Below are 20611 nucleotides of genomic sequence, written 5' to 3' on the forward strand. Positions count from 1 at the left end.
CACAGGAACGAGGCGAGTAGCAGATGATGAAAAAGATCAGTCTATTGGTACTATCTATATTGCTGTTAACGATGGGATGGACAACTTCGCTTGTAAAAGCAGAAGCGAATATTGGGGTCTCTGCACAAGCTGCTGTTTTAATGGAACAGTCAACTGGCAGAGTGTTATATGGAAAAAATGAACACGAACCGATGCGGATTGCAAGCATAACAAAGATCATGACTGCTATTCTAGCCATTGAGTCAGGTAAACTTAGTGAGACTGTTACGGTATCTGATCGAGCATTTGGAACGGAAGGGTCCTCGCTTTATCTGCAAGCTGGCGAAAAGGTTTTACTCGAGGACTTAGTGTATGGATTAATGATGAGAAGCGGAAATGATGCAGCAATGGCTATTGCTGAGCATGTAGGAGGAAGCGTAGAGGGCTTTGTCCTGCTAATGAATCAAAAAGCAGAAGAGATTGGAATGGAACATACGACCTTTCAAAACCCTCATGGATTAGATGACCTAGAGAATCACCGCTCTAGCGCTTACGATATGGCCCTTCTAACACAGTATGCGATGACCAATGATACGTACAAAACGATCTCAGGTACAAGCGATTACCGGACAAAAGAAGGAACGACTCGGGTGTTTCATAACAAAAACAAGCTACTTACTCAGCTTTATAAGTACTCAACTGGTGGAAAAACCGGGTACACGAAGCTGGCTCATCGCACGCTTGTTTCAACAGCGACTAAAAACGATCTTGATCTAATTGTTGTCACACTTGATGCACCAAATGATTGGGATGATCATATGAATCTATTTAATTGGGCATTTGATCAGGTGAAGCTTCAAGAGGTTGTTCAAGAGGGCCCGATTTCTATCGTTCAGGATGAGTACTATAAAGGAAGAATCTATTCAAAGCAATCGTACTTTTATCCGGTTAAGAAAAATGAGTGGAACAAACTGAATCAAGAAGTCACACTCGTCACCCCTCCCGTGGCTGAAGAAAAGCTAAATGATCCCGTTGGAAAACTAACGGTGAAAATGGATCAGGAAGTACTGACTAGTATTCCTCTTTATTATGATCCTCCGACCGAAGAAGAAAAACGCTCCTTTTGGAATCGTTTGTTCGGAGTGGTTCAAGTCGTAGTGGGGGTACAAACGAATGATTAATAAAATCTGGATGTCTATGTTTGTCATTGGCGTTCTTTTTGCAGCCTGGAATGGAACGATGGATCAAGTAAATGCGGCTATTTTCTCTGGTGCAAAGGAGGGAGTCGCAATTTGCCTTGGGCTAATAAGTGTACTTGCTTTTTGGTTAGGGTTAATGAAAATTGCAGAGGTCTCCGGGCTTCTTCAGTCCTTTGCCAAAATGCTGCGTCCACTCGCTACAAAGATATTTCCAGAAGTCCCTGCAGAGCATCCGGCTATGGGATACATCTTGAGTAACATAACGGCAAATATGTTTGGACTGGGAAATGCTGCTACGCCTATGGGCATTAAAGCGATGGAACAGTTAAAGCAGCTTAATCATAATCGTGATTCAGCTAGTCGTTCCATGGTGACGCTACTCGCTTTAAATACGGCGTGTATTACGTTTATTCCTACAACAGTGATATCGATCCGGATGAGCTACGGTTCAGCCTCCCCAACAGAAATCGTCGGTCCTACAATCATGGCATCTGCTTGTGCATTCATTGGAGCTATAATTATTGACCGCATCTTTTATATGAGAAAGATGAGAAAGCAGCGGACAATATGAGTTGGCTAACGGAACTGTCCATTTGGTTTATCCCTTTTCTCATTGGCGGTATTTTAGTGTATGGAACCATTAAAAAAGTTCCTACCTATGAAACGTTTGTAGAAGGAGCCAAAGAAGGATTCGGCATGTCCATTGCTATTATCCCGTATTTAGTAGGGATGATGGTGGCGATTTCTGTATTTAGGGCATCTGGTGCTCTTGACTTTATTATGAGTGCCTTGTCACCTGTTTTTCATTTGATTGGTGTGCCTGGTGAGGTTGTTCCGCTTGCCCTTTTGCGTCCCGTATCAGGAACAGGAGCCCTTGCCTTAATGAGTGATCTAATTGCCACTCACGGACCGGACTCATTTATCGGGCGACTGGCAGCAACGATGCAAGGTAGTACCGATACTACCTTTTATATCTTAACCGTTTACTTCGGAGCCGTAGGTGTGAAGAAGATGGGGGATGCGCTTAAAGTAGGCTTGCTCGCTGATTTAGTTGGTATTGTAGCTTCTATCGTTATTATCACGATTTTGTTCCATGGAGTATGAGTTCGCATAGGACTAGGATAAGACAAAACTAAAAATCAACTAGTAAAGGGCGAATGATTCTACAATCGAATCATTCGCCATTCGTGTTTTTTTTGAAAAAAAGAGCGGAAGGAGAACCCGAGACTCCTGCGGAAAAACACGTGTCTGAAGACTCAGCAGTGGTGGTTTTCCACGGATGAGGCTGAAGCCGTGTCCGCGGAAAGCGAGGGTTTCTCCTGGAGCGGATTTCTTGCTATATTCGTTTTTTTACTTCCTACTTTAATGTTTTATCTCAGCCTAGTCTTTTTTTCATTTTAATTGTGTGCTAACTATGTAATTACCCTATGCTTTATCCACGCTAATTTTTTGTCTAATCTTGTGTAATGACGCTTCTGGAGGTATGATGGTACGTGAGGTGAATGATAATGGAACGGTTACAAAAAGTGATTGCCCACGCAGGCGTTGCATCCAGACGAAAAGCAGAGGAATTAATCCTACAGGGACGGGTGTCAGTGAACGGAAAACCCGTGACTGAATTAGGTGTAAAGGTACAAGCAAATCGAGATAAAATTGAAGTGGATGGGGTTCCTATTGACAAGGAAGAACCTGTTTACTTTCTTTTATATAAACCGAGTGGAGTCATTTCAAGTGTAAGTGATGATCGAGACCGTAAAGTAGTCACTGACTATGTTCAAGTGGAACAACGGGTCTTTCCTGTAGGACGCTTAGATTATGAAACATCCGGTTTAATTTTATTAACAAACGATGGCGAATTCGCAAATCTTCTTATGCATCCACGACATACGATTAACAAAGTATACGTGGCTAAAGTTGAAGGAATTCCAACAAAAGAAAGCTTAAAACGACTTGAAAAAGGGATTATGCTAGAAGATGGGAAGACGGCCCCAGCACAAGTTAAACTAATGACCGTTGATAAAAAGAAAAATACGGCAATTGTGAGATTAAGCATCCATGAAGGTCGTAATCGTCAAGTCCGCCGTATGTTTGAAGCGATTGGACATGCTGTACAGAAGTTAAAACGCGAGGAATACAGCTTCCTTACATTAAAAGGGATGAATCCCGGTGATGTACGCCCACTTAAGCCAATTGAGGTTAAGCATCTTCGTGAGCTTGCTGTCACGAAACCGTCATAAAACTAAAAGACAAGCAGTACCGGATAACGATATACTAGAAACAGGCTGGGAGCAGCCTGTTTTTCACTCATTCTTTCATGCATGAGGTGCGAACTTTGTATGATTAGGAGGTAGCTACGATGAAAAGAAAACGGTTAATTATGAGGTCGGCTATCCTGTTAGCCATTGTCATAGCTATAGGCGTGACCTTTTACTTTAGTTATGGGAAGGATCATAGTATTGCCCAAGCCGGAAATGCCACCATTGATTTCTCTTTAAAGGATTTAGATGATGAATCTCATCAACTATCAGACTATGAAGGAAAAGGCGTTATGCTAAATTTCTGGGGAACATACTGTCCTCCATGTGAACGAGAGATGCCTTATATGGAATCTCTTTATCAAGAATATAAAGAAAAGGGTGTTGAGATTCTAGCAGTCAATGTAAATGAAGCACCACTTGCAGTAAATACATTTGTTAATCGTTATGATCTTAGTTTCCCTGTATTATTAGATAAAAATATGCAAGTAACAGAGGCGTACGGGATCGTACCGCTCCCTACGACGATTTTAATAAATGAAAGCGGTATGATTACAAACGTACATCAAGGTGAAATGACCGAGGCAATGATTAATGAATTCTTAGAATCAATTGTGCCTAACGAGTAAGCGAGGTGTGAGAAGGTGAGTAACGTACAGTGTGAATGTGGTCAAGCCAACTCAGAAGGTACGCTGATTTGTCAAAATTGCGGAAAGCCGCTTGAAAAAACGGAGGCAGAAGCACCGTTATTAAATATGCGATATGAGGGAGCGGCTCGCCGTTCTAAAACATATACAAGTACTATTATCGATAAGATCTGGATGTTTTTTTCGTCTGTAAAGGTTGGAATCTGGATTCTAGTCATTCTTCTATTTGCTTCTGCACTCGGAAGTGTTTTTCCTCAGGAGGTTTTTATACCTGCCGACCAGAATGCATCAATCTATTATAAAGAAGAGTATGGATTTTTAGGTCAGCTTTATTATGATGTAGGCTTTCACAATTTATATGGTTCATGGTGGTATATGCTGCTTTTAGCATCACTTGGAGTGTCTTTAATTATCGCGAGCTTGGATCGTGTGGTGCCTCTTTATAAGTCCTTATCGAAGCAACGAATTACACGTCATCCGATGTTTTTGAAAAAGCAGCGACTCTTTTCAAAAACACAAGTAAGCAATGTGAATCAAGAGCAAATGCTCAACCAGGTGAAAGCAAACCTATCTAAGAAACATTACAAAGTTAGAGAAGAAAATGGAAACCTACTTGCCGAGAAAAACCGCTTTGCTAGATGGGGGCCTTACGTCAATCATGTAGGGATTATCATTTTTCTCATCGGATGTATGCTCCGTTATTTTCCCGGTATGTATGTCGATGAGTCAATGTGGGTTCGTGAGGGAGAGGAAGCAAGAGTACCGGGAACGGATTCAACCTTATTTGTACATAATGAACGTTTTTTTGTTGAGTACTATGATGATTCAGATCCAACGTTTCAAGAGGCGCTTGAGCGAAATGGTGATCCAGTGGTTAAAACGTTTCAAACCGATGCGGTCTTACTAGCTACTGAAGAGTCAGGAGTTATTGGTGAAACAAGAGAGAAAAAAGAAGTAGCTAGACAAGAAATACGTGTAAATGAACCTTTAAAATATGAAGGACTTTCCTTATATCAGACACAGTATAAGTTAAATGAACTTAATGAGTTATCCTTTACATTAGAAAACAAAGAGACGGGCGAAACATACGGGCGAATGGATATTGATTTGTTTGACCCTGAAGAAATGTATGAACTTGAAGAAGGATACAAGGTCGAAGTTCTTGGTTATTTTCCTGATTATTTTATGAATGATCAAAACCAACCTTCTACTCGTTCACGTGTTCCTGATAATCCTTACTTTTTCTTTAAAATGTATACCCCTGAAACACCAGAGGGTGAGGTAAGCTTTGTTGGGATACAAGATAACCGGGAACCTCTTGGAGAAACGGAATACAAGATGACATTTGTAGATGTCGTAATGAAAAATGTTAGCATCCTTACTGTGCGGAAGGATTATACGATTCCATTTCTCATCGTAGGTGGAGCAATCTTTATGATTGGTTTAGTCCAAGGTGCTTATTGGACGCATCGCCGAATTTGGTTGCAAAAGGTTGATAATGAATGGTGGATCGCTGGACATACAAACAAGAGCTGGCTTGCGTTGCAACGTGATATAGAATTTGTTGCAGAAGGTACAGGTCTAAACGAGACAGTTGATCAGTCAGAAGACAAACAGAAAAAGAAACAAGCTCAGGAGGGTTAACAATGGCTGCAGCAAGTGGAACACTCATGCTTATTGCATTTTTTCTTTACTTGGCTTCAACGATTGCATTTGCAGTTGCTGTTACAGGGAAGAAATGGAGAAACAAACAAGGAGAAATGAAGGGAAATCGTTGGGGAACATTCGGCTTTATTTTTAGTATACTTGCTGCCCTTTGTTCACTAAGCTATTTTGTTTTAAGGTGGGTTGTTGCGGGACACCCACCAGTTAGTAATATGTTCGAGTACATGACATTTCTTGGGATTGCTATGGGACTTGCATTCATCTTAATCTTTAGTTTATATCGTAACAACGTCATTGGAATGTTTACTATGCCAACGGTTATGCTTCTTATTGCATACGCATCTCTTTTTCCTAGAGAAGTAGCACCGCTTATTCCTGCCCTGCAAAGCAATTGGTTAAAGATTCATGTCATTACAACAGCACTTGGTCAAGGGATCTTATCAATCGGATTTGCGGCAGGTCTCGTTTATTTAATTCGCACGTTAGATTATTCTAAACCAGGATTAAAAACAGCTGCACTTGAATGGATTATGTATGCAATCACGAGTTTAGTAGGTTATATCGGAATTGGATATCTATTTCGATTATTTAATTATGAAGCAGTCTTCCAATACATAAATGAATTTGATGCCGAAGCTCAAATGACCTATACATTACCTGCAATTGTTGGACCAAATGCGGGAGAATTATTAACGGATGGTCGCATGCAGCCATTGTTTCATGTATGGGCTGACATACGAAGTGATGATTTGAATACAGTGATATGGTCCTTTATTGCAGGGTTTGTTATCTATGTTCTGTTACGCCTTGTTTTACGTAAAAGAATTGGACATGCCATTCAGCCACTATTAAAGTCGGTAAATCCAGAGCAAGTGGATGAAGTCAGTTATCGTGCCATTGCTATTGGGTTCCCCGTGTTTGCATTAGGAGGTCTAGTGTTTGCGATGATCTGGGCGCAAATTGCGTGGACTAGATTTTGGGGCTGGGATCCTAAGGAAGTATGGGCACTTATTACGTTTCTATTTTATGCTGTGTATTTACACTTACGATTATCAAATGGATGGCACGGAGAAAAGTCAGCCTGGTTATGTGTCATTGGGTTTGCCATCATTATGTTTAACCTAGTTTTTGTTAACTTAGTCATTGCAGGTCTGCATTCCTATGCATAAGACCACTTCAAGTGACTGAAATATTGAAGACATGGTACACTACATGTATCAGAGCTTATAAGTACTTGAAGGAGGCCCTTGCCTTATGGATCAACAAGAAGCGAGAATATTGGTTGTAGATGACGAAGAGAGAATTCGTCGTTTACTACGAATGTATTTAGAGAGAGAAAATTATGTTATAGAAGAAGCCATTAACGGCGAAAAGGCTTTAGAAATGGCTCTTGAGACTGAATATGATTTAATTCTTCTCGATGTAATGATGCCAGAGATGGATGGCGTTGAGATGTGCCAGGAGCTTAGAAAAACAAAAGCAACGCCTGTTATGATGTTAACGGCAAAAGGAGAAGAAGGAAACCGCGTACAAGGCTTTGAAGTAGGCGCGGATGACTATATTGTTAAACCGTTTAGTCCAAGAGAAGTTGTGCTTAGAGTGAAAGCTTTACTAAGACGTTCATCTACAACTAAGTTTTTGCAAACGGATGTTCAGACAAAGGACTTGCTTGTTTTTAATCAATTAACGATTGACAATGATGCGCACCGGGTGAGTGTAGATGGACAAGACATTGGACTGACACCAAAAGAATATGAATTGTTGTATTATTTGGCTCAATCACCGGACAAAGTTTTCTCACGAGAGCAACTGTTAAAAGACGTATGGAACTATGAGTTCTTTGGTGACTTACGAACGGTTGATACACACGTTAAAAGGTTGAGAGAAAAGTTAAACAGAGTATCAGAAGAAACAGCCTCCATGATTGCAACGGTTTGGGGCGTAGGTTATAAGTTTGAGGCAGCGAAGTAATGCTTTGGCAAAGTGTTGTTGGTAAGCTGTGGTTTACAATTTTGCTATTAGTATCTGCAGTTCTCGCTATCTTAATGGTTTTATTGCTCCAATCTTTGGAGCAATTTAACCTTAAAGAAGCGGAAACACAGCTGCAAAAACATACGACAATGGTTGCTTCCATATACGAAGAACATGGAAACGAGCCAAATAGAAGTGAAATGATCCGACAGTATGGAGAGAATTTTAATATTAACATTGCTATTTTTGAAGATGGTGAAAAAAGTTGGGGATCAGAGAATCATTTAGACGTAACCTTGCCCCCGTCTTTTTTCTTAAGCGATGAAGAGCTTTCAACCGTTATTGAAGACAATCAAGTGGTTGTGAAAGAAGGCGACTTTTCTGGACCTTCATCAGGTCAAGCTGAAATTATGGTTGTTGGAGTTCCACTGGCGGGTCAACCGGGCGGTGGTGTTTTTATGTATCAAACCTTATCTGCTTTTGAACAAACATCAAATGAAACAAGACGATTAGTATACTTGTCTGCAGGTATTGCTATTGTACTTACAACCATCTTTGCTTTTTTCCTTTCGTCTAGAGTCACTGCCCCATTGCGTAAAATGCGTCAGGCGGCACTGGAAGTGGCAGAAGGAAATTTTCAAACGAAGGTCCCTATATTAACGCATGATGAGATTGGTCAATTAGCCATTGCTTTTAACCGAATGAGAAGAGAGCTTAACCGTAATATCGCCGCCTTAAATCAAGAAAAAGAACAGCTTGCACGAATTTTAAGTAGTATGGCGGATGGTGTCATGACTTTTAATCGCAAAGGGGAAGTGGTAGTGATGAACCCACCCGCTGAGCGATTCTTTGAGGATTGGCGCTACGAAATGGAAGACCAGCCTCATCATACGTCGAATCTACCTGAGGAAATGAGTCAGCTTTATTTAAATGTAATAGGTGAAGAAGAAGAAGAACTCATTGAACTTGTGGTTCAGGGCAGAAGCTGGGCCATTCTTATGGCTCCCTTATATGATCAAAAGGATGTACGGGGTGCGGTTGCCGTTATTCGTGATATGACGGAGGAAAGACAGCATGACAAACTGAGAAAAGATTTTATTGCCAATGTTTCACATGAACTAAGAACACCTATTTCTTTACTACAAGGGTACAGTGAAGCCATTGTTGATGATTTAGCAGGTACTGTAGAGGATCAGAAGGAGCTTGCTAAAATTATCTATGATGAGTCCTTACGGATGGGAAGACTAGTAAATGAGCTTCTTGATTTAGCGCGAATGGAAGCAGGTCATACTGAACTTAACAAGGATCTAGTAAACATTGAGGAGTTTTCTGATCGAGTGCTTCGGAAATTCCAAGGCTATGCGAAAGACGACGGAATCACCCTTACAACTCATATTGAAGGGGATCAGCCAGAGTTTTTAATGGATCCCGATCGAATGGAGCAAGTATTAACCAATCTTCTGCATAATGCCATTAGACATACGGAAGAAGGGGGTACGGTTTCCTTGAATGTTCGATTATTTGAGAACTCGATCGAATTGGATGTGACGGACACAGGTAGTGGAATCCCAGAAGAAGATCTGCCGTTTGTATTTGAGCGTTTTTATAAAGGAGATAAATCAAGAACAAGAGGACGTTCTGGCACTGGGCTGGGATTAGCCATCGCAAAGAATATCATCTCAGCTCACAAGGGTGAAGTAACGGTTCATAGTCGAATGAACAAAGGAACAACATTTTCTATCGTTCTTCCACGAAAACCTGATCATCCTAGCGAAAAATAAAGAAAAATCTTGTTCCATACGAAACAAGTGGAGGGTGTTAAACATTGAAAGCCAGGTTTCAGATTGGAGCTATTTTTCTTGGAGTAACTCTGGTTGCAGGTTGTACAAACCAAGTCGAGGAAGACCAAGTGGATAACACAACGGAAGAATCAGAGGATACATTTGAAACAAGCTATCCTTTAGAGCGTTCAGACGCCTTAGGGCGCGACGTTATCATTGAAGAAGAGCCAAAGTCGATTGTCTCTCTCATTCCTAGTAATACAGAAATTATCTATGCGTTGGATGCAGATGAAGGGCTTGTAGGTCGCTCAGAGTTTGATGATTATCCAACGGAGGTTTTAGATGTCGAAAGTATTGGCGGTATGGAGTTTGATGTAGAGAAGATTATTGAGCTTGAACCGGATTTGATCCTTGCACATCAATCAGGTGCGGCACAAGCAGAGCATGCGTTTGAACAATTAGATCAAGCTGGGTATCCTGTATTCATCGTAGAGGACGCCCAAACGATTGAGGCAGTCTATGAAACCATTGAAGAGATTGGTGAGTTGCTCAATAAACAGGCCATTGCACAAGAAGTGGTGGAAGAAATGGCAAATCAATTTCAAGAATTAGCGGAAATCACGCAAAAAGAGCAGGATGATCAGCGGACTGTGTGGATTGAAATTTCAGCTCAGCCTATATTCGTTGCTGGTACACAGACATTTCTTGATGAATTATTAAGTGTGGGTTATGCCCAAAACGCAGCAGACGATCAGGAGGGCTGGGTAGAGCTAAGTGAAGAAATTGGGATTACGTATGATCCAGATGTCATTATATCTACGTATGATGGGTCAGAACTGATTAAAGATCGACCAGCCTGGGACCGGGTAAAAGCAGTAGAAGAAGATCGAGTATTTGATATTGATGCAAATCTTGTCAGTCGTCCGGGACCTCGTTTGGCAGAAGGAGCATGGCAGCTGGCGGAGCTTGTGTATCCAGAGGATTTTGAATAAAATGCTGTGAAGAACCTTCTGACTAATTGAGTCATAAGGTTCTTTTCAAGTGAAAGGAGTATTATCATATGAAGATTTATACGAAACAAGGCGATAAAGGCAAAACATCTATCATAGGAGGAAGACTGCCTAAGCATGATAGTCAAATTGAATTACTTGGAACCATTGATGAGTTAAACAGCTTTGTAGGACTGGCGCGTGCTGAATTAGCTTATCCAGAACTTGAACATGAATTACTAAAGATTCAACATGAACTCTTTGACTGCGGAAGTGATCTTTCCTATATACAACTAGACAATAACCAAGATAAAAAACTGACGGATGAAGAAACAAGCTGGCTTGAAAAAAGGGTTGATGATTGGATGGATAAAACGCCACCAATTAAGCGATTTATCTTACCTGGTGGTTCAAAAGCAGCGTCAACTTTGCATATTTGTAGAACAATGGCACGTAAAGCAGAGAGGCAATTGACAAAATGTCTTGATGAGAAGGGCGTAGCCAATCCAATCATTCAACAATATTTGAATCGCTTATCTGATTATTTTTTTGTAGCGGCAAGAGCAGCGAACGCCCATCATTCTACCTCTGATATTGAATACATTCGCGGAGCCGATGTGTTCCGTTTTTATGAAAAAGAAGAGTAACTGATAAGTGTCATATGATTTCTTCCCTCGCATAGGTATACATTTGGGGGGAGAAATCACATGAGAAAATGGTCATTGCTGATTTGTGTAAGTGTAGCATCAGTCAGTTTGCTCATCGCTTGTCAATCTGAACCCACTCAGATTGTTTCTAAACAGCTTCCTTTAAAAGAGGAATCTAAACGTTTGCACAAAGAACGAATGGTATGGGATGAACTGGATTTAATTGATCATCAAGAGAATACGTTCACGGTTTCATTAGCTGATTTAGGCTTTTCTAACAATGATTTAACTACTCAGATCAATGAAGAGGCCATTGTAGAGTTTGCAAGTGATTTAGCATCAACGATTGATACACCAATGAAAAATCCTACCATTGATGAGTTTGGAAACATTACAGCAGGGGAGAGTCGAGTGATCTTATCTGAAAAAGAGCTCATCGAACATATTCATGACCTTTCCCCGCGAACAAAACGTTTACAGCTTCCTATCTATGTAACGGAACCAACTGTTACAAGTGAACAGCTTGAAGGAATTGATGAATACGAGGTGGCAAGCTTTCGTACATATTTTGATTCAAGCGTAGAGGGAAGAACAAAAAATATTCAAATCTCAGCTGATGCAATCAATCAGTATGTTCTTGGTCCAGGTGATCAATTTTCATTTAATAAGGTAGTTGGCGAACGAACAAAAGAGCGTGGATATGAAGAAGCGTTAGAAATTGTGAACAAAGAATTTGTTCTTGGTATAGGCGGAGGTATTTGTCAAACCTCATCCACTTTATTTAATGCGATCGATGCTGCAGGATTAGAGGTTGTTCATCGATACACGCATTCAAGAGACGTAGGATATGTAGCATCAGGAAGAGATGCGACTGTTTCTTGGGGTGGACCTGATTTTGTTTTTGAAAATTCATTGGACCATCCAGTGATGATCAAAGCTGAAGTCAATCAAGAAGAATTAGTAGTTAATGTAGTGTCTAACGCACCTTAATGGAGAGTGAGGGTAAATAAACGTTATGGTTGATTATACAAGAAGGGTTTGTATTGCTTTAGTGTTGGCATTAGTCATTGGTTTCTTATTTATCGGTGCTCAAACATTACAAAATCAAGACCAGACATTTCTTTTTAATATGAAAAATGATTCCTCCAAAGCTAGTGAGACAGCTAGCTTTTTCTTATGATAAAATAAAAGAAAAGTATGTGTTCATAGAAAGGTTTTTAACTCCATGACAGACCCGCGCTTAAAAGCTGAATTGCTATCTTGGTTTAATCAAAGAATGGACTTATCAAGTACACAAATTGATATTGTAGATGGTTTTGTCTTTATGTTAAAGAAAGTGAAGACCCAATCAAATCTTCGTACACTAGGTTCAAAAGAATTTCACCCACGTTTTTGGAGAGCTCATCATCGGGCATTTGGTTACCGTATTCGCACAAAAAGGGATGTGGCAGCCGCTAAACAAATGCATGAGTTTTACCTTCGAATTGCATTTCATGAAGAATTCCTCACGCTCAATCAAAATCAGATGAATCTCACGGTAAAAGGGCAAATGTACTTAACCTTATCTAAGGAAGAACAGCTCGAACAAATTCTAACCCATATCTGGTCATGAATATGAGCGAGTGAAACGCACAAACTAATCCAATCAGATTACAACCGAACAAATACTTGTTTAGGTTGGACTCATTGGAGGTCGTCATGAATGGATACGACGGTATGGCTTGAATATGGATGGGTGTTACTTGTTCTTATAGGATTAGAAGGTGTCTTAGCTGCTGATAATGCGGTGGTTTTAGCTATGGTCATCAGACATTTGCCTGATGATCAGCGAAAGAAGGCATTATTCTATGGACTTGCTGGAGCATTTGTTTTTCGTTTTGCTTCCTTATTTCTCATTTCTTACTTAGTTGATGTATGGCAGATTCAGGCGATAGGTGCAATTTATCTTTTGTACTTGGCGTTGCACTATATTTGGAGAAAATTTATTCTACATAAAACAAAATCAGCAAAATCTGTAAAAGCTCCTGCGAGTTTTTGGAAAACGGTTTTAAAAGTCGAGTTAGCTGATTTTGCTTTTGCTGTCGATTCAATCCTCGCTGCAGTCGCGCTCGCCATGACATTGCCTGAGACACCACTACCGAGGATTGGTCAAATGGATGGTGGTCAATTTTTAGTGGTGTTGACCGGGGGCATTGTTGGAATTGTAATCATGAGATTTGCTGCAAGCAAATTTGTAGGCTTACTCGAGAAAAGGCCAAATCTCGAAACGGGTGCGTATATCATTGTAGGATGGGTAGGAGTAAAGCTTGCCGTGTTTACTTTAAGTCATCCTGATTTAGGTGTTTTACCTGTCCACTTTCCTGAGTCAACCTCTTGGAAGCTTATTTTCTGGGGAGTCCTTATACTCATCATTATTGTCAGCTGGGTTACATCAGGTAAAAAAAGAATCAAAGAAAAAGAAACCACGGTGTGAGCCGTGGTTTCTTTTGCGAATTAACACTCGATTGTTTCTGCAAATTGAATCTCATCAATGTCTTGTAGCTGATCGATAACAATTTGATCGACTAGCTTATCAACCGTTACAAGCATAATTGCTTGCCCACCTGCTTCTTGTCTACCTACTTGCATCGTTGCGATGTTAACATCATGTTCAGCGAGAAGTTGACCCATCTTTCCGATTACACCAGGCTTATCGTTGTGTTGAATGTAGAGAATGTGTCCTTCTGGGATGAAATCTACAGAGAAGCCATTCATATTAACGATACGTGCTCCGTATTCTTTTACATAAGTCCCTTGAATAGAGAAAGAGCGTTCTTCTCCTTTCACAACTGCGTGAATTAGATTAGAGTATCCAAATGTATCGGACACTTGCTTCTCTCCAAAGCTGATTCCGCGTTCTTTTGCGATTAATGATGCATTGACGTCATTAACAGCAGCATCGACTCTAGTCTGTAGGAATCCAGCAATTAAGCTTCGTGTTGTAATCGTTGTTTCAAAATTTGCGACATTGCCGCTATAGTGCACGTCAATTTCTTGTACGGGAGTACGAAGAACCTGAGAAAGAATGTTCCCCATTTTTTTCGTCAATTGATAATATGGTTTTACTTTTTCATAGACCTCTTTAGAGAGGGTAGGTAAGTTAATTGAATTCGTAGCAGGAGATCCTTGAAGAAAATGAAGAACTTCTTCGGATACTTGAGATGCTACGTTTAATTGAGCTTCTTTTGTAGATGCTGCGATATGTGGTGTAGCAATCACATTGTCAAAGTCAAGAAGCTCACGGTCCGTTGCAGGCTCCTCTACAAACACATCTAGTGCAGCACCAGCAACATGACCATTTGCTAAATAATGCTTTAGTGCTTGTTCATCTATAATCCCACCGCGTGCACAGTTAATAAGAAAAACCCCAGGTTTTGTCTTGGCGATGTTTTTCATGCCTAAAAGGCCTTTAGTCTCTTTAGTAAGTGGAGTATGGACAGTAATAATATCAGCGGCGGCTAAAACTTCGTCAACAGAACCAAGTTCGACACCAAGCTTCTCAGCGCGATCCTTTGTTAAAAATGGATCAAAAACGATGAGCTTCATTTCAAATGCCTTAGCTCTTTGGGCGATCTGTGAACCAATTCGACCAAAACCAATAATTCCAAGAGTTTTTAATCGAAGCTCAGATCCTTGATACTTGCTACGATTCCACTGGCCGGCTTTAATAGATGCATTAGCTTGTGGAATATTTCTAAGCAATGAGCTCATCATGGCAAACGTATGCTCAGCGGTTGAAATCGTATTTCCGTCAGGTGCATTTACAACTACAACTCCATGCTTTGTAGCCGCATCAAGATCAACATTATCGACGCCGACTCCGGCTCTTGCAACGATTTTTAAATTAGGCATTTTTGACAACAATTCATCTGTTACCGTTGTGGCACTCCGAATCAATAACGCATCAAATACAGACAAGTCTTCAACATCATTTACATTTTGCTGTACACATGTAACGAGATCACTTTCAAGTAAAGGTTGAAGTCCTTCCTTACTCATTGCATCAGATACAAGGATCTGAAACACACCCGTTTTCAAGTCTTGTTCTTCTGTCTCTGCTACCATTTGATGTTCCATTCTCCAACCACTCCCTTTGAGTACTATATTACTTTGTCGCGGCACTGTGAAAGCGTTAATCTATAAAAAAAACTTCGCCCCTCACAACAAAATGTCGTGAGGGGCGAAGTCCGCGGTACCACCCTCATCTTCTGAACATAAAACGTTCAGCTCTCATAGAGATCTTAAACATGATAACGGGTAAACCCGAATACACCTACTAAAAGGTTCAATGTATTAACTCGGAAGGGCTATCCAAAAAGGTTCTTGCTGACTTTCACCACCCGTCAGCTCTCTAAAAAGAAACCTTTTTTTCATTCTTCCTCAGTGTTATTGTTCATATGATAATTTTAAAGTTCTAATTGTAAGATAATTTATCACAACGATTGATAGCTGTCAACAGACCATTTTAAAAGACTCAATGTTGTTGAGACATTCTAGAAGGAGGGGGATTTTTGAAGACATACACTGCCACTAAAGGAGATACCGTTTCAATCATCGCTTATAAACATCGTATCAGACCACTTGATATTCTTTTACTTAACCCATCCATACGCTTTGAACAGGATTATGTGTACCCGGGGGAAGGTGTAAAACTTCCTGATCATGCGTTTATCCAATCTAGCTTAAACATAGAAGATGATTTATTTTGTGAATTTGGAATGGCACAGCTTGAAGAAAATCGAGTTGAGCTCGAGGCACTTGGAGTAAAAGCATCTATTATTGGCTATTCCGTGATGGGGCAACCGATCTATGCATGGAGTATTGGAACTGGGAGCAGGTCGTGTTTTTACTCTGGAGGCTGGCATGCAAATGAGTGGCATACGTCGAAATTTCTAAGCCGATTTCTTCTTGAGGCAGCTAAAAAGCTCAAGCATAATCAAAATTGGCTTGGATATTCATTAACCGATCTATTTGAAAACATTCAGCTTCACGTCGTACCAATGGTGAATCCTGATGGCATTGATTTAGTACTACAAGGAGTTTATGATGGTCATCCTTATCAAAGCAGTGTACTCGAAATCAATCAAGGAATGACAAGGTTTAATCATTGGTCAGCAAACATTCGCGGAGTCGATTTAAATCATCAGTGGCCTGCTGGATGGGACAAAGAAGCGAAGGGGAGTCCGCAGAAACCGTGGCCTAGACATTATGGTGGAACACATCCATTATCTGAGCCTGAGGCGGTGGCTATTTATAAATACGTTCAGCAAATAAATCCAGATTTTGTGTTTGCTTTTCATTCACAAGGTCAGGTGATCTATTGGGGCTACCGACAGCTGGAATCTGAACAAAGTAAGGAAATGGTCGATAAGCTTTGTCAAGTGAGCTCCTATACAGCTGTACACACTGCAGACAGTGATGCTGGCTTTAAGGATTGGTTTATTAAAGAAACAAAACGATCAGGATTCACGATCGAGGTAGGCACTGGAACAAATCCACTGCCACCACAGTCATTCTCAGAGATTTGGACTAACAATGTCCCTCTCGCTTTAAAGGGACTAGAACTATAAAAAAAGGCTTTCCTCAAGAAGAGGTAAGCCTTTTTTCTATTCAAATTTAAGGGCGTCGCCATCAAATGATTCGTCAGCCACTTTAATTGAATCCGTAGGACAGCCTTCGTGTGCATCAATCATGTCTTCTTCCAGTTCTTCTGGAATTGCAGCAGTTCCTGCATTGTCATCTAAAATCACAAATGCAATGCCTTCATCATCATAATCGTAAATATCTGGAGCTGCAGCACCACAAGCGCCACAAGCGATACAGGTATCTTTATCTACAATTGTATATTTAGCCATTTATGTATACCTCCATTCAAGCGAACTTTCCCATTAAGACTGTTTGTCGATCATAGGGAGTGCATTATCTTTACCTATTGTAAAGTGTACCCGTTTTTTTTTCAACTGAATCGTACAATGATTTGGTAGAATCCTTAACATTAAGATGAAAATGCTCGAAAAAAAGCCTCATCTCACAATGAAAGCAAGAATTTTGGTACAATATGTTGAAGAAGAATGGATGGTAGAGGGTGAGAAAAATGAAGGAAGATCTACTTTTGTTGATGTTATCTGCCTATAAGGGAGAGCGTACGATCTACGGAGCACAACACATACTACAAGGTAAGAAGTCAGCACAGGCGATACAGGACGGTCATTTCTTTTCGCTTCTTCCTTACTTTCATTTATTCCCCTCAATCACAAGAGAAGAGGTAGAAAAGCTCGCTTTAACACTCCAACAAAGGAAATGGATTGTTTTGAGCGATGATCATCGTGCTATTTTAACCAGTGAGGGAGAGGCTAAGGTAAGGTTTCTAAAAAATGAATATGACTTTGTCGATCGGTTAGACGGCTGGAAGTACCTAAAATTAACGGAAGTCTTTTGGCTAAGATTAACCCTCTACATTCAGACGCTTACTCAGCTTCATCTAAAACAAAAAGCGTTTATTCCTATCACATCAAATAGAGATATCCAAAAATGGGTCAAACGTAAACTACAATTAAAGAACCAGCAGCACCAAACGGAACTCGACGCTCTCTATCATGATTTACGTTCATTTCTTGAAACGTGCTCAGAACTTGAGGCAAGAATTTTTGTTGGACAGCTTTCTTCTCCTTCTCAAATAGGCTTAACTCTGTTTCAGCTAGCTGATCAACTTCAGTTGAATACGGATTATATCTATGTTGTACATAGAGCAACACTTCATAAGTTATTCGATGAACTATTAAATGACAAGCATCAAGCATTACGTCCCTTTATAGGGGGGCTTCAAGAGCATCAGTTTTTAACTGAAACAGCCAAAAAAACAGCGAATTTGTTAAGGCAAGGGTTATCAATTGATGAAATTGTGATAAAAAGAAGATTAAAAAGAAACACGATAGAAGATCATGTTGTAGAATTGGCTTTATATGATCCAACCTTTTCAATTCATCCTTATCTTACTAAACAAGAATATCATCGGATTATTGAGGCTGCAGAAGCGTTAAACACGTTAAAATTAAAACAATTAAGAGAATACGTAGGCGATTCATTTAGTTATTTTATGATTCGGATTGCATTAACAAGAAAGGATTCTTCGTATGAACCTGCATAAAGCACTTTATGAATGGTTTGGGTACTCTGAATTTAGAATGGGACAAAAAGAAATCATTGAATCTCTTCTAAAGGGCAAGGATGTTCTGGCCATGCTCCCAACGGGTACAGGAAAATCCATTTGTTATCAGCTACCTGCTCTGTTGTCAAATGGATTGACTTTGGTTATTTCACCCTTGCTATCTCTCATGCAGGATCAGGTGCAAGAGTTAAGAAGCAACGGGATTAAGCGAGTGGCCGCCCTTAATGGGATGACAAGCTCAGATGAACGGGACGAAATTATTCAGCAACTTGATCACTATCAACTGCTGTACCTGTCTCCGGAAATGCTGCAATCTGAATGGGTAGTCGCTAGACTTAATCGAGTAAACGTTTGTTATATCATAGTTGACGAGGCACACTGTATTTCTCATTGGGGGAAATCATTTCGTACAGATTACCGAAAGCTCGCTCCTGTTCGAAAGAGATTAGGAAATCCGCCATGTTTGGCGATCACGGCAACAGCTACTAAATTGGTGCAAACCGATATTATTCAGCAATTGGAGCTTAACTCTGTAGCTACTTATCTTTATAGTGTGGATCGTCCAACCATTGCCCAACACGTCCAAGAGGTTTCGTCAAATCAAATGAAACTTGAACAACTAAGTGAGTATGTGGGATCTTTTACAGGTCCAGGTATTATTTATTTTCAAACAAGAAAATGGGCTGAGTCTGCATCTGAGTACTTAAGGCAGCAAGGGCATAATGGGGTAAGCCATTATCATGGGGGGATGTTGCATGAAGATCGCTTATTGATTCAGCAACAGTTTATGATTGGTCAACTTCAGCTTATTTGTTGCACGAGTGCTTTTGGTATGGGTGTGAACAAGTCGGATATTCGATATGTCATCCATTTTCAACCGCCGCTGGACCTTGAATCCTACTTGCAAGAGATTGGACGAGCAGGACGAGATGGAAAGAGGAGTGTGTCCATTCTTTTATATAATCATGAAGACCTTTTGCTATCGCATTCTATGATTCAAAAGGATACGCTGGACGATATTCAGTTGCGTACGATATTAACAGAGTTATCCCAAGGCCATTCTTTAAGTGAACCTGAAGAGAGATCCATCTGTGCCGCTGTTCATTGCTCTGATACCGCATTTTCCATTGTAAAACACGAGCTAGAAAATGAAGGATATCTGTATAAAAACGATTGGAAAGCTTTCCGAGTAGAGGATGTTTATCCGTTGGTAAAACAAAAGCTTAATGAGCATGTAAGTGTAATCGAAGATCGACTGCGATCCATGTGGAAATGGATAAAAACCGATCAATGCAAACGAGAGACGATTCTTCGTTATTTTAGTGAAGAATTGGTGAATAAGCCTGAAGTTTGCTGTACATCTTGTGGATTACGAGTGGAAGACTTTTATAGACAAGAGGGTAGTGATCAACGATCTGAGAGTAACGTAAAGGATTGGCGTGAGCAGCTAAACCTGGTCTTCATGAAAGGTCAAACATAATGAATAAAGGTCATTTTGAAGACTTATCTAAACATATTCTATATCTGAATGCTTACCTTACACAGATTGTTCTTCTGATCATTGCAGGAGCATTAACATGGGTTTTTAATATACCAGTGGGACAGATGATTCAATTACAGGCGGATGCCATGCTTTCTACGATAGCAATTGGCATGGCTGTAGCAATGGTCATCTTGCTTTGCGAGTGGGCATTAACAAAAATGGTTTCAAAAGAGGCTCTAGATGACGGGGGAATGAACAAGCTTATTTTTGGGCGAATGTCTGTAATTCATATTTTATTCTTTTGTTTACTTGTAAGTGTCGTGGAGGAATTATTGTTTCGAGCAGTTATTCAAACGCTAATTGGAATCGTTGGGGCGAGTTTGCTTTTTGCCATTATCCATGTGCGTTACGTAAGAAAGCCTGTTCTATTTGGAGTGATGGTCGCTGTTAGTTTCAGTTTGGGACTGCTTTTTGAATGGACAAATCATCTGGCAGCTCCTATCACTGCTCATTTTATAATAAACGTTATTGCAGCATTATTTATTCGTTTTCCATCAAGGAAATCAACAAGGAGTGAGAATTAATGAGTTCTGCAGAGAGAAAAACGCGATTTGAACAAGCTGATGAGCATGAGCACAAATCAGAAACACTGCCTCCTCGAGCAGAAAGAAGAGAGCAGCGCCAGCGCCGGAAAAAGAGTGGAACCTTTCCACTTGCAAAGACCTTACTTGTTTTATTTCTAGCGTTAGTGGGTCTTGCCATTTTTTTCGGTTCGAGGTTGTTCTAAA

At 40.3% G+C, this 20611-nt stretch carries 22 protein-coding genes and 1 other annotated feature; of the genes, 20 read left to right on the forward strand and 2 right to left on the reverse strand.

Annotated features, from left to right (window positions below; genetic code table 11):
- Positions 1 to 23 precede the first annotated feature (23 nt).
- The 15 genes from JNO66_RS02880 (at position 24) to JNO66_RS02950 (ending at position 13606) form a co-directional block, all read left to right on the forward strand.
- Positions 24 to 1160 (forward strand): D-alanyl-D-alanine carboxypeptidase family protein, encoded by a 1137-nt coding sequence (locus JNO66_RS02880; RefSeq protein ID WP_203086689.1) that lies wholly within the window; start codon positions 24 to 26, stop codon positions 1158 to 1160.
- Positions 1153 to 1749, forward strand: a complete 597-nt coding sequence (locus tag JNO66_RS02885; RefSeq protein WP_203086690.1) for a nucleoside recognition domain-containing protein — start codon at positions 1153 to 1155, stop codon at positions 1747 to 1749. The genes JNO66_RS02880 and JNO66_RS02885 overlap by 8 nt, the downstream gene beginning before the upstream one ends.
- Positions 1746 to 2282, forward strand: a complete 537-nt coding sequence (locus JNO66_RS02890) for a spore maturation protein (protein WP_203086691.1) — start codon at positions 1746 to 1748, stop codon at positions 2280 to 2282. The genes JNO66_RS02885 and JNO66_RS02890 overlap by 4 nt, the downstream gene beginning before the upstream one ends.
- A 404-nt stretch (positions 2283 to 2686) precedes the next feature.
- The gene (locus tag JNO66_RS02895) at positions 2687 to 3415 is read left to right on the forward strand and encodes a pseudouridine synthase (RefSeq protein WP_203086692.1); all 729 of its coding nucleotides are present in this window, start codon (positions 2687 to 2689) and stop codon (positions 3413 to 3415) included.
- Between the two features lie 119 nt (positions 3416 to 3534).
- Positions 3535 to 4062, forward strand: a complete 528-nt coding sequence (resA, locus tag JNO66_RS02900) for a thiol-disulfide oxidoreductase ResA (RefSeq protein WP_203086693.1) — start codon at positions 3535 to 3537, stop codon at positions 4060 to 4062.
- A gap of 15 nt (positions 4063 to 4077) precedes the next feature.
- A complete protein-coding gene (gene resB, locus JNO66_RS02905) occupies positions 4078 to 5724 on the forward strand; it encodes a cytochrome c biogenesis protein ResB (protein ID WP_203086694.1) in 1647 nt (548 codons plus the stop codon).
- A 2-nt stretch (positions 5725 to 5726) separates the two neighbouring features.
- Positions 5727 to 6914, forward strand: a complete 1188-nt coding sequence (gene ccsB / locus JNO66_RS02910; RefSeq protein WP_203086695.1) for a c-type cytochrome biogenesis protein CcsB — start codon at positions 5727 to 5729, stop codon at positions 6912 to 6914.
- A gap of 85 nt (positions 6915 to 6999) precedes the next feature.
- Complete coding sequence (locus tag JNO66_RS02915) at positions 7000 to 7716, forward strand: response regulator transcription factor (protein WP_203086696.1); 717 nt, start codon at positions 7000 to 7002, stop codon at positions 7714 to 7716.
- Positions 7716 to 9497, forward strand: coding sequence for an ATP-binding protein (locus tag JNO66_RS02920; protein ID WP_203086697.1), 1782 nt, complete (start codon positions 7716 to 7718; stop codon positions 9495 to 9497). Before JNO66_RS02915 ends, JNO66_RS02920 begins: the two co-directional genes overlap by 1 nt.
- A gap of 44 nt (positions 9498 to 9541) precedes the next feature.
- Positions 9542 to 10489 (forward strand): ABC transporter substrate-binding protein, encoded by a 948-nt coding sequence (locus tag JNO66_RS02925; protein WP_203086698.1) that lies wholly within the window; start codon positions 9542 to 9544, stop codon positions 10487 to 10489.
- A 68-nt stretch (positions 10490 to 10557) separates the two neighbouring features.
- Positions 10558 to 11133, forward strand: coding sequence for a cob(I)yrinic acid a,c-diamide adenosyltransferase (locus JNO66_RS02930; protein WP_203086699.1), 576 nt, complete (start codon positions 10558 to 10560; stop codon positions 11131 to 11133).
- Between the two features lie 60 nt (positions 11134 to 11193).
- The gene (locus JNO66_RS02935; RefSeq protein WP_246483153.1) at positions 11194 to 12123 is read left to right on the forward strand and encodes a VanW family protein; all 930 of its coding nucleotides are present in this window, start codon (positions 11194 to 11196) and stop codon (positions 12121 to 12123) included.
- 25 nt (positions 12124 to 12148) lie between these two features.
- Positions 12149 to 12313 carry a hypothetical protein gene (locus JNO66_RS02940; protein ID WP_203086700.1) on the forward strand — a complete coding sequence of 55 codons (165 nt, stop codon included), beginning with the start codon at positions 12149 to 12151 and terminating at the stop codon, positions 12311 to 12313.
- Between the two features lie 45 nt (positions 12314 to 12358).
- Positions 12359 to 12745, forward strand: a complete 387-nt coding sequence (locus tag JNO66_RS02945) for a hypothetical protein (RefSeq protein WP_203086701.1) — start codon at positions 12359 to 12361, stop codon at positions 12743 to 12745.
- Between the two features lie 90 nt (positions 12746 to 12835).
- The gene (locus JNO66_RS02950; RefSeq protein WP_203086702.1) at positions 12836 to 13606 is read left to right on the forward strand and encodes a TerC family protein; all 771 of its coding nucleotides are present in this window, start codon (positions 12836 to 12838) and stop codon (positions 13604 to 13606) included.
- A gap of 20 nt (positions 13607 to 13626) precedes the next feature.
- On the opposite strand, the gene serA is transcribed toward JNO66_RS02950, so the two are convergent.
- Complete coding sequence (gene serA, locus JNO66_RS02955) at positions 13627 to 15249, reverse strand: phosphoglycerate dehydrogenase (RefSeq protein ID WP_203086703.1); 1623 nt, start codon at positions 15247 to 15249, stop codon at positions 13627 to 13629.
- Between the two features lie 96 nt (positions 15250 to 15345).
- Positions 15346 to 15565 (reverse strand) — a binding site (T-box leader).
- A gap of 118 nt (positions 15566 to 15683) precedes the next feature.
- Here serA and JNO66_RS02960 point away from each other — a divergent pair.
- Positions 15684 to 16742, forward strand: coding sequence for a M14 family metallopeptidase (locus JNO66_RS02960; protein WP_203086704.1), 1059 nt, complete (start codon positions 15684 to 15686; stop codon positions 16740 to 16742).
- A gap of 36 nt (positions 16743 to 16778) precedes the next feature.
- Here JNO66_RS02960 and JNO66_RS02965 read toward each other — a convergent pair whose 3' ends face one another.
- Positions 16779 to 17027, reverse strand: a complete 249-nt coding sequence (locus JNO66_RS02965) for a ferredoxin (RefSeq protein WP_203086705.1) — start codon at positions 17025 to 17027, stop codon at positions 16779 to 16781.
- 263 nt (positions 17028 to 17290) lie between these two features.
- Here JNO66_RS02965 and JNO66_RS02970 point away from each other — a divergent pair, with 263 nt between their 5' ends.
- The 4 genes from JNO66_RS02970 to JNO66_RS02985 are packed head-to-tail and all read left to right on the forward strand — an operon-like array spanning position 17291 to position 20610.
- Complete coding sequence (locus tag JNO66_RS02970; RefSeq protein ID WP_210340749.1) at positions 17291 to 18319, forward strand: YpbB family protein; 1029 nt, start codon at positions 17291 to 17293, stop codon at positions 18317 to 18319.
- Positions 18306 to 19820 (forward strand): RecQ family ATP-dependent DNA helicase, encoded by a 1515-nt coding sequence (locus JNO66_RS02975; protein ID WP_203086707.1) that lies wholly within the window; start codon positions 18306 to 18308, stop codon positions 19818 to 19820. The genes JNO66_RS02970 and JNO66_RS02975 overlap by 14 nt, the downstream gene beginning before the upstream one ends.
- Entirely contained in the window at positions 19820 to 20407 is a 588-nt protein-coding gene (locus tag JNO66_RS02980) for a CPBP family intramembrane glutamic endopeptidase (RefSeq protein ID WP_203086708.1), read from the forward strand. Before JNO66_RS02975 ends, JNO66_RS02980 begins: the two co-directional genes overlap by 1 nt.
- Positions 20407 to 20610: a hypothetical protein gene (locus tag JNO66_RS02985; protein ID WP_203086709.1), complete on the forward strand. Its 204-nt coding sequence runs from the start codon at positions 20407 to 20409 to the stop codon at positions 20608 to 20610. The genes JNO66_RS02980 and JNO66_RS02985 overlap by 1 nt, the downstream gene beginning before the upstream one ends.
- Position 20611 lies beyond the last annotated feature (1 nt).

Source organism: Alkalicoccobacillus gibsonii (assembly GCF_016798245.1).
GTDB classification, from domain to species: Bacteria; Bacillota; Bacilli; order Bacillales; family Bacillaceae_D; genus Alkalicoccobacillus; species Alkalicoccobacillus gibsonii.

Excerpts from the sequence above, each read along its gene's own strand:
- resA (WP_203086693.1), top strand. The coding sequence starts at position 3,535 with ATGAAAAGAAAACGGTTAATTATGAGGTCGGCTATCCTGTTAGCCATT.
- JNO66_RS02895 (WP_203086692.1), top strand. The coding sequence starts at position 2,687 with ATGGAACGGTTACAAAAAGTGATTGCCCACGCAGGCGTTGCATCCAGA.
- JNO66_RS02915 (WP_203086696.1), top strand. The coding sequence starts at position 7,000 with ATGGATCAACAAGAAGCGAGAATATTGGTTGTAGATGACGAAGAGAGA.
- JNO66_RS02970 (WP_210340749.1), top strand. The coding sequence starts at position 17,291 with ATGTTATCTGCCTATAAGGGAGAGCGTACGATCTACGGAGCACAACAC.
- JNO66_RS02975 (WP_203086707.1), top strand. The coding sequence starts at position 18,306 with ATGAACCTGCATAAAGCACTTTATGAATGGTTTGGGTACTCTGAATTT.
- JNO66_RS02880 (WP_203086689.1), top strand. The coding sequence starts at position 24 with ATGATGAAAAAGATCAGTCTATTGGTACTATCTATATTGCTGTTAACG.
- JNO66_RS02885 (WP_203086690.1), top strand. The coding sequence starts at position 1,153 with ATGATTAATAAAATCTGGATGTCTATGTTTGTCATTGGCGTTCTTTTT.
- JNO66_RS02985 (WP_203086709.1), top strand. The coding sequence starts at position 20,407 with ATGAGTTCTGCAGAGAGAAAAACGCGATTTGAACAAGCTGATGAGCAT.
- ccsB (WP_203086695.1), top strand. The coding sequence starts at position 5,727 with ATGGCTGCAGCAAGTGGAACACTCATGCTTATTGCATTTTTTCTTTAC.
- JNO66_RS02980 (WP_203086708.1), top strand. The coding sequence starts at position 19,820 with ATGAATAAAGGTCATTTTGAAGACTTATCTAAACATATTCTATATCTG.
- serA (WP_203086703.1), bottom strand. The coding sequence starts at position 15,249 with ATGGAACATCAAATGGTAGCAGAGACAGAAGAACAAGACTTGAAAACG.
- JNO66_RS02890 (WP_203086691.1), top strand. The coding sequence starts at position 1,746 with ATGAGTTGGCTAACGGAACTGTCCATTTGGTTTATCCCTTTTCTCATT.
- JNO66_RS02965 (WP_203086705.1), bottom strand. The coding sequence starts at position 17,027 with ATGGCTAAATATACAATTGTAGATAAAGATACCTGTATCGCTTGTGGC.
- JNO66_RS02940 (WP_203086700.1), top strand. The coding sequence starts at position 12,149 with ATGGTTGATTATACAAGAAGGGTTTGTATTGCTTTAGTGTTGGCATTA.
- JNO66_RS02950 (WP_203086702.1), top strand. The coding sequence starts at position 12,836 with ATGGATACGACGGTATGGCTTGAATATGGATGGGTGTTACTTGTTCTT.
- JNO66_RS02945 (WP_203086701.1), top strand. The coding sequence starts at position 12,359 with ATGACAGACCCGCGCTTAAAAGCTGAATTGCTATCTTGGTTTAATCAA.
- JNO66_RS02935 (WP_246483153.1), top strand. The coding sequence starts at position 11,194 with ATGAGAAAATGGTCATTGCTGATTTGTGTAAGTGTAGCATCAGTCAGT.
- JNO66_RS02920 (WP_203086697.1), top strand. The coding sequence starts at position 7,716 with ATGCTTTGGCAAAGTGTTGTTGGTAAGCTGTGGTTTACAATTTTGCTA.
- JNO66_RS02930 (WP_203086699.1), top strand. The coding sequence starts at position 10,558 with ATGAAGATTTATACGAAACAAGGCGATAAAGGCAAAACATCTATCATA.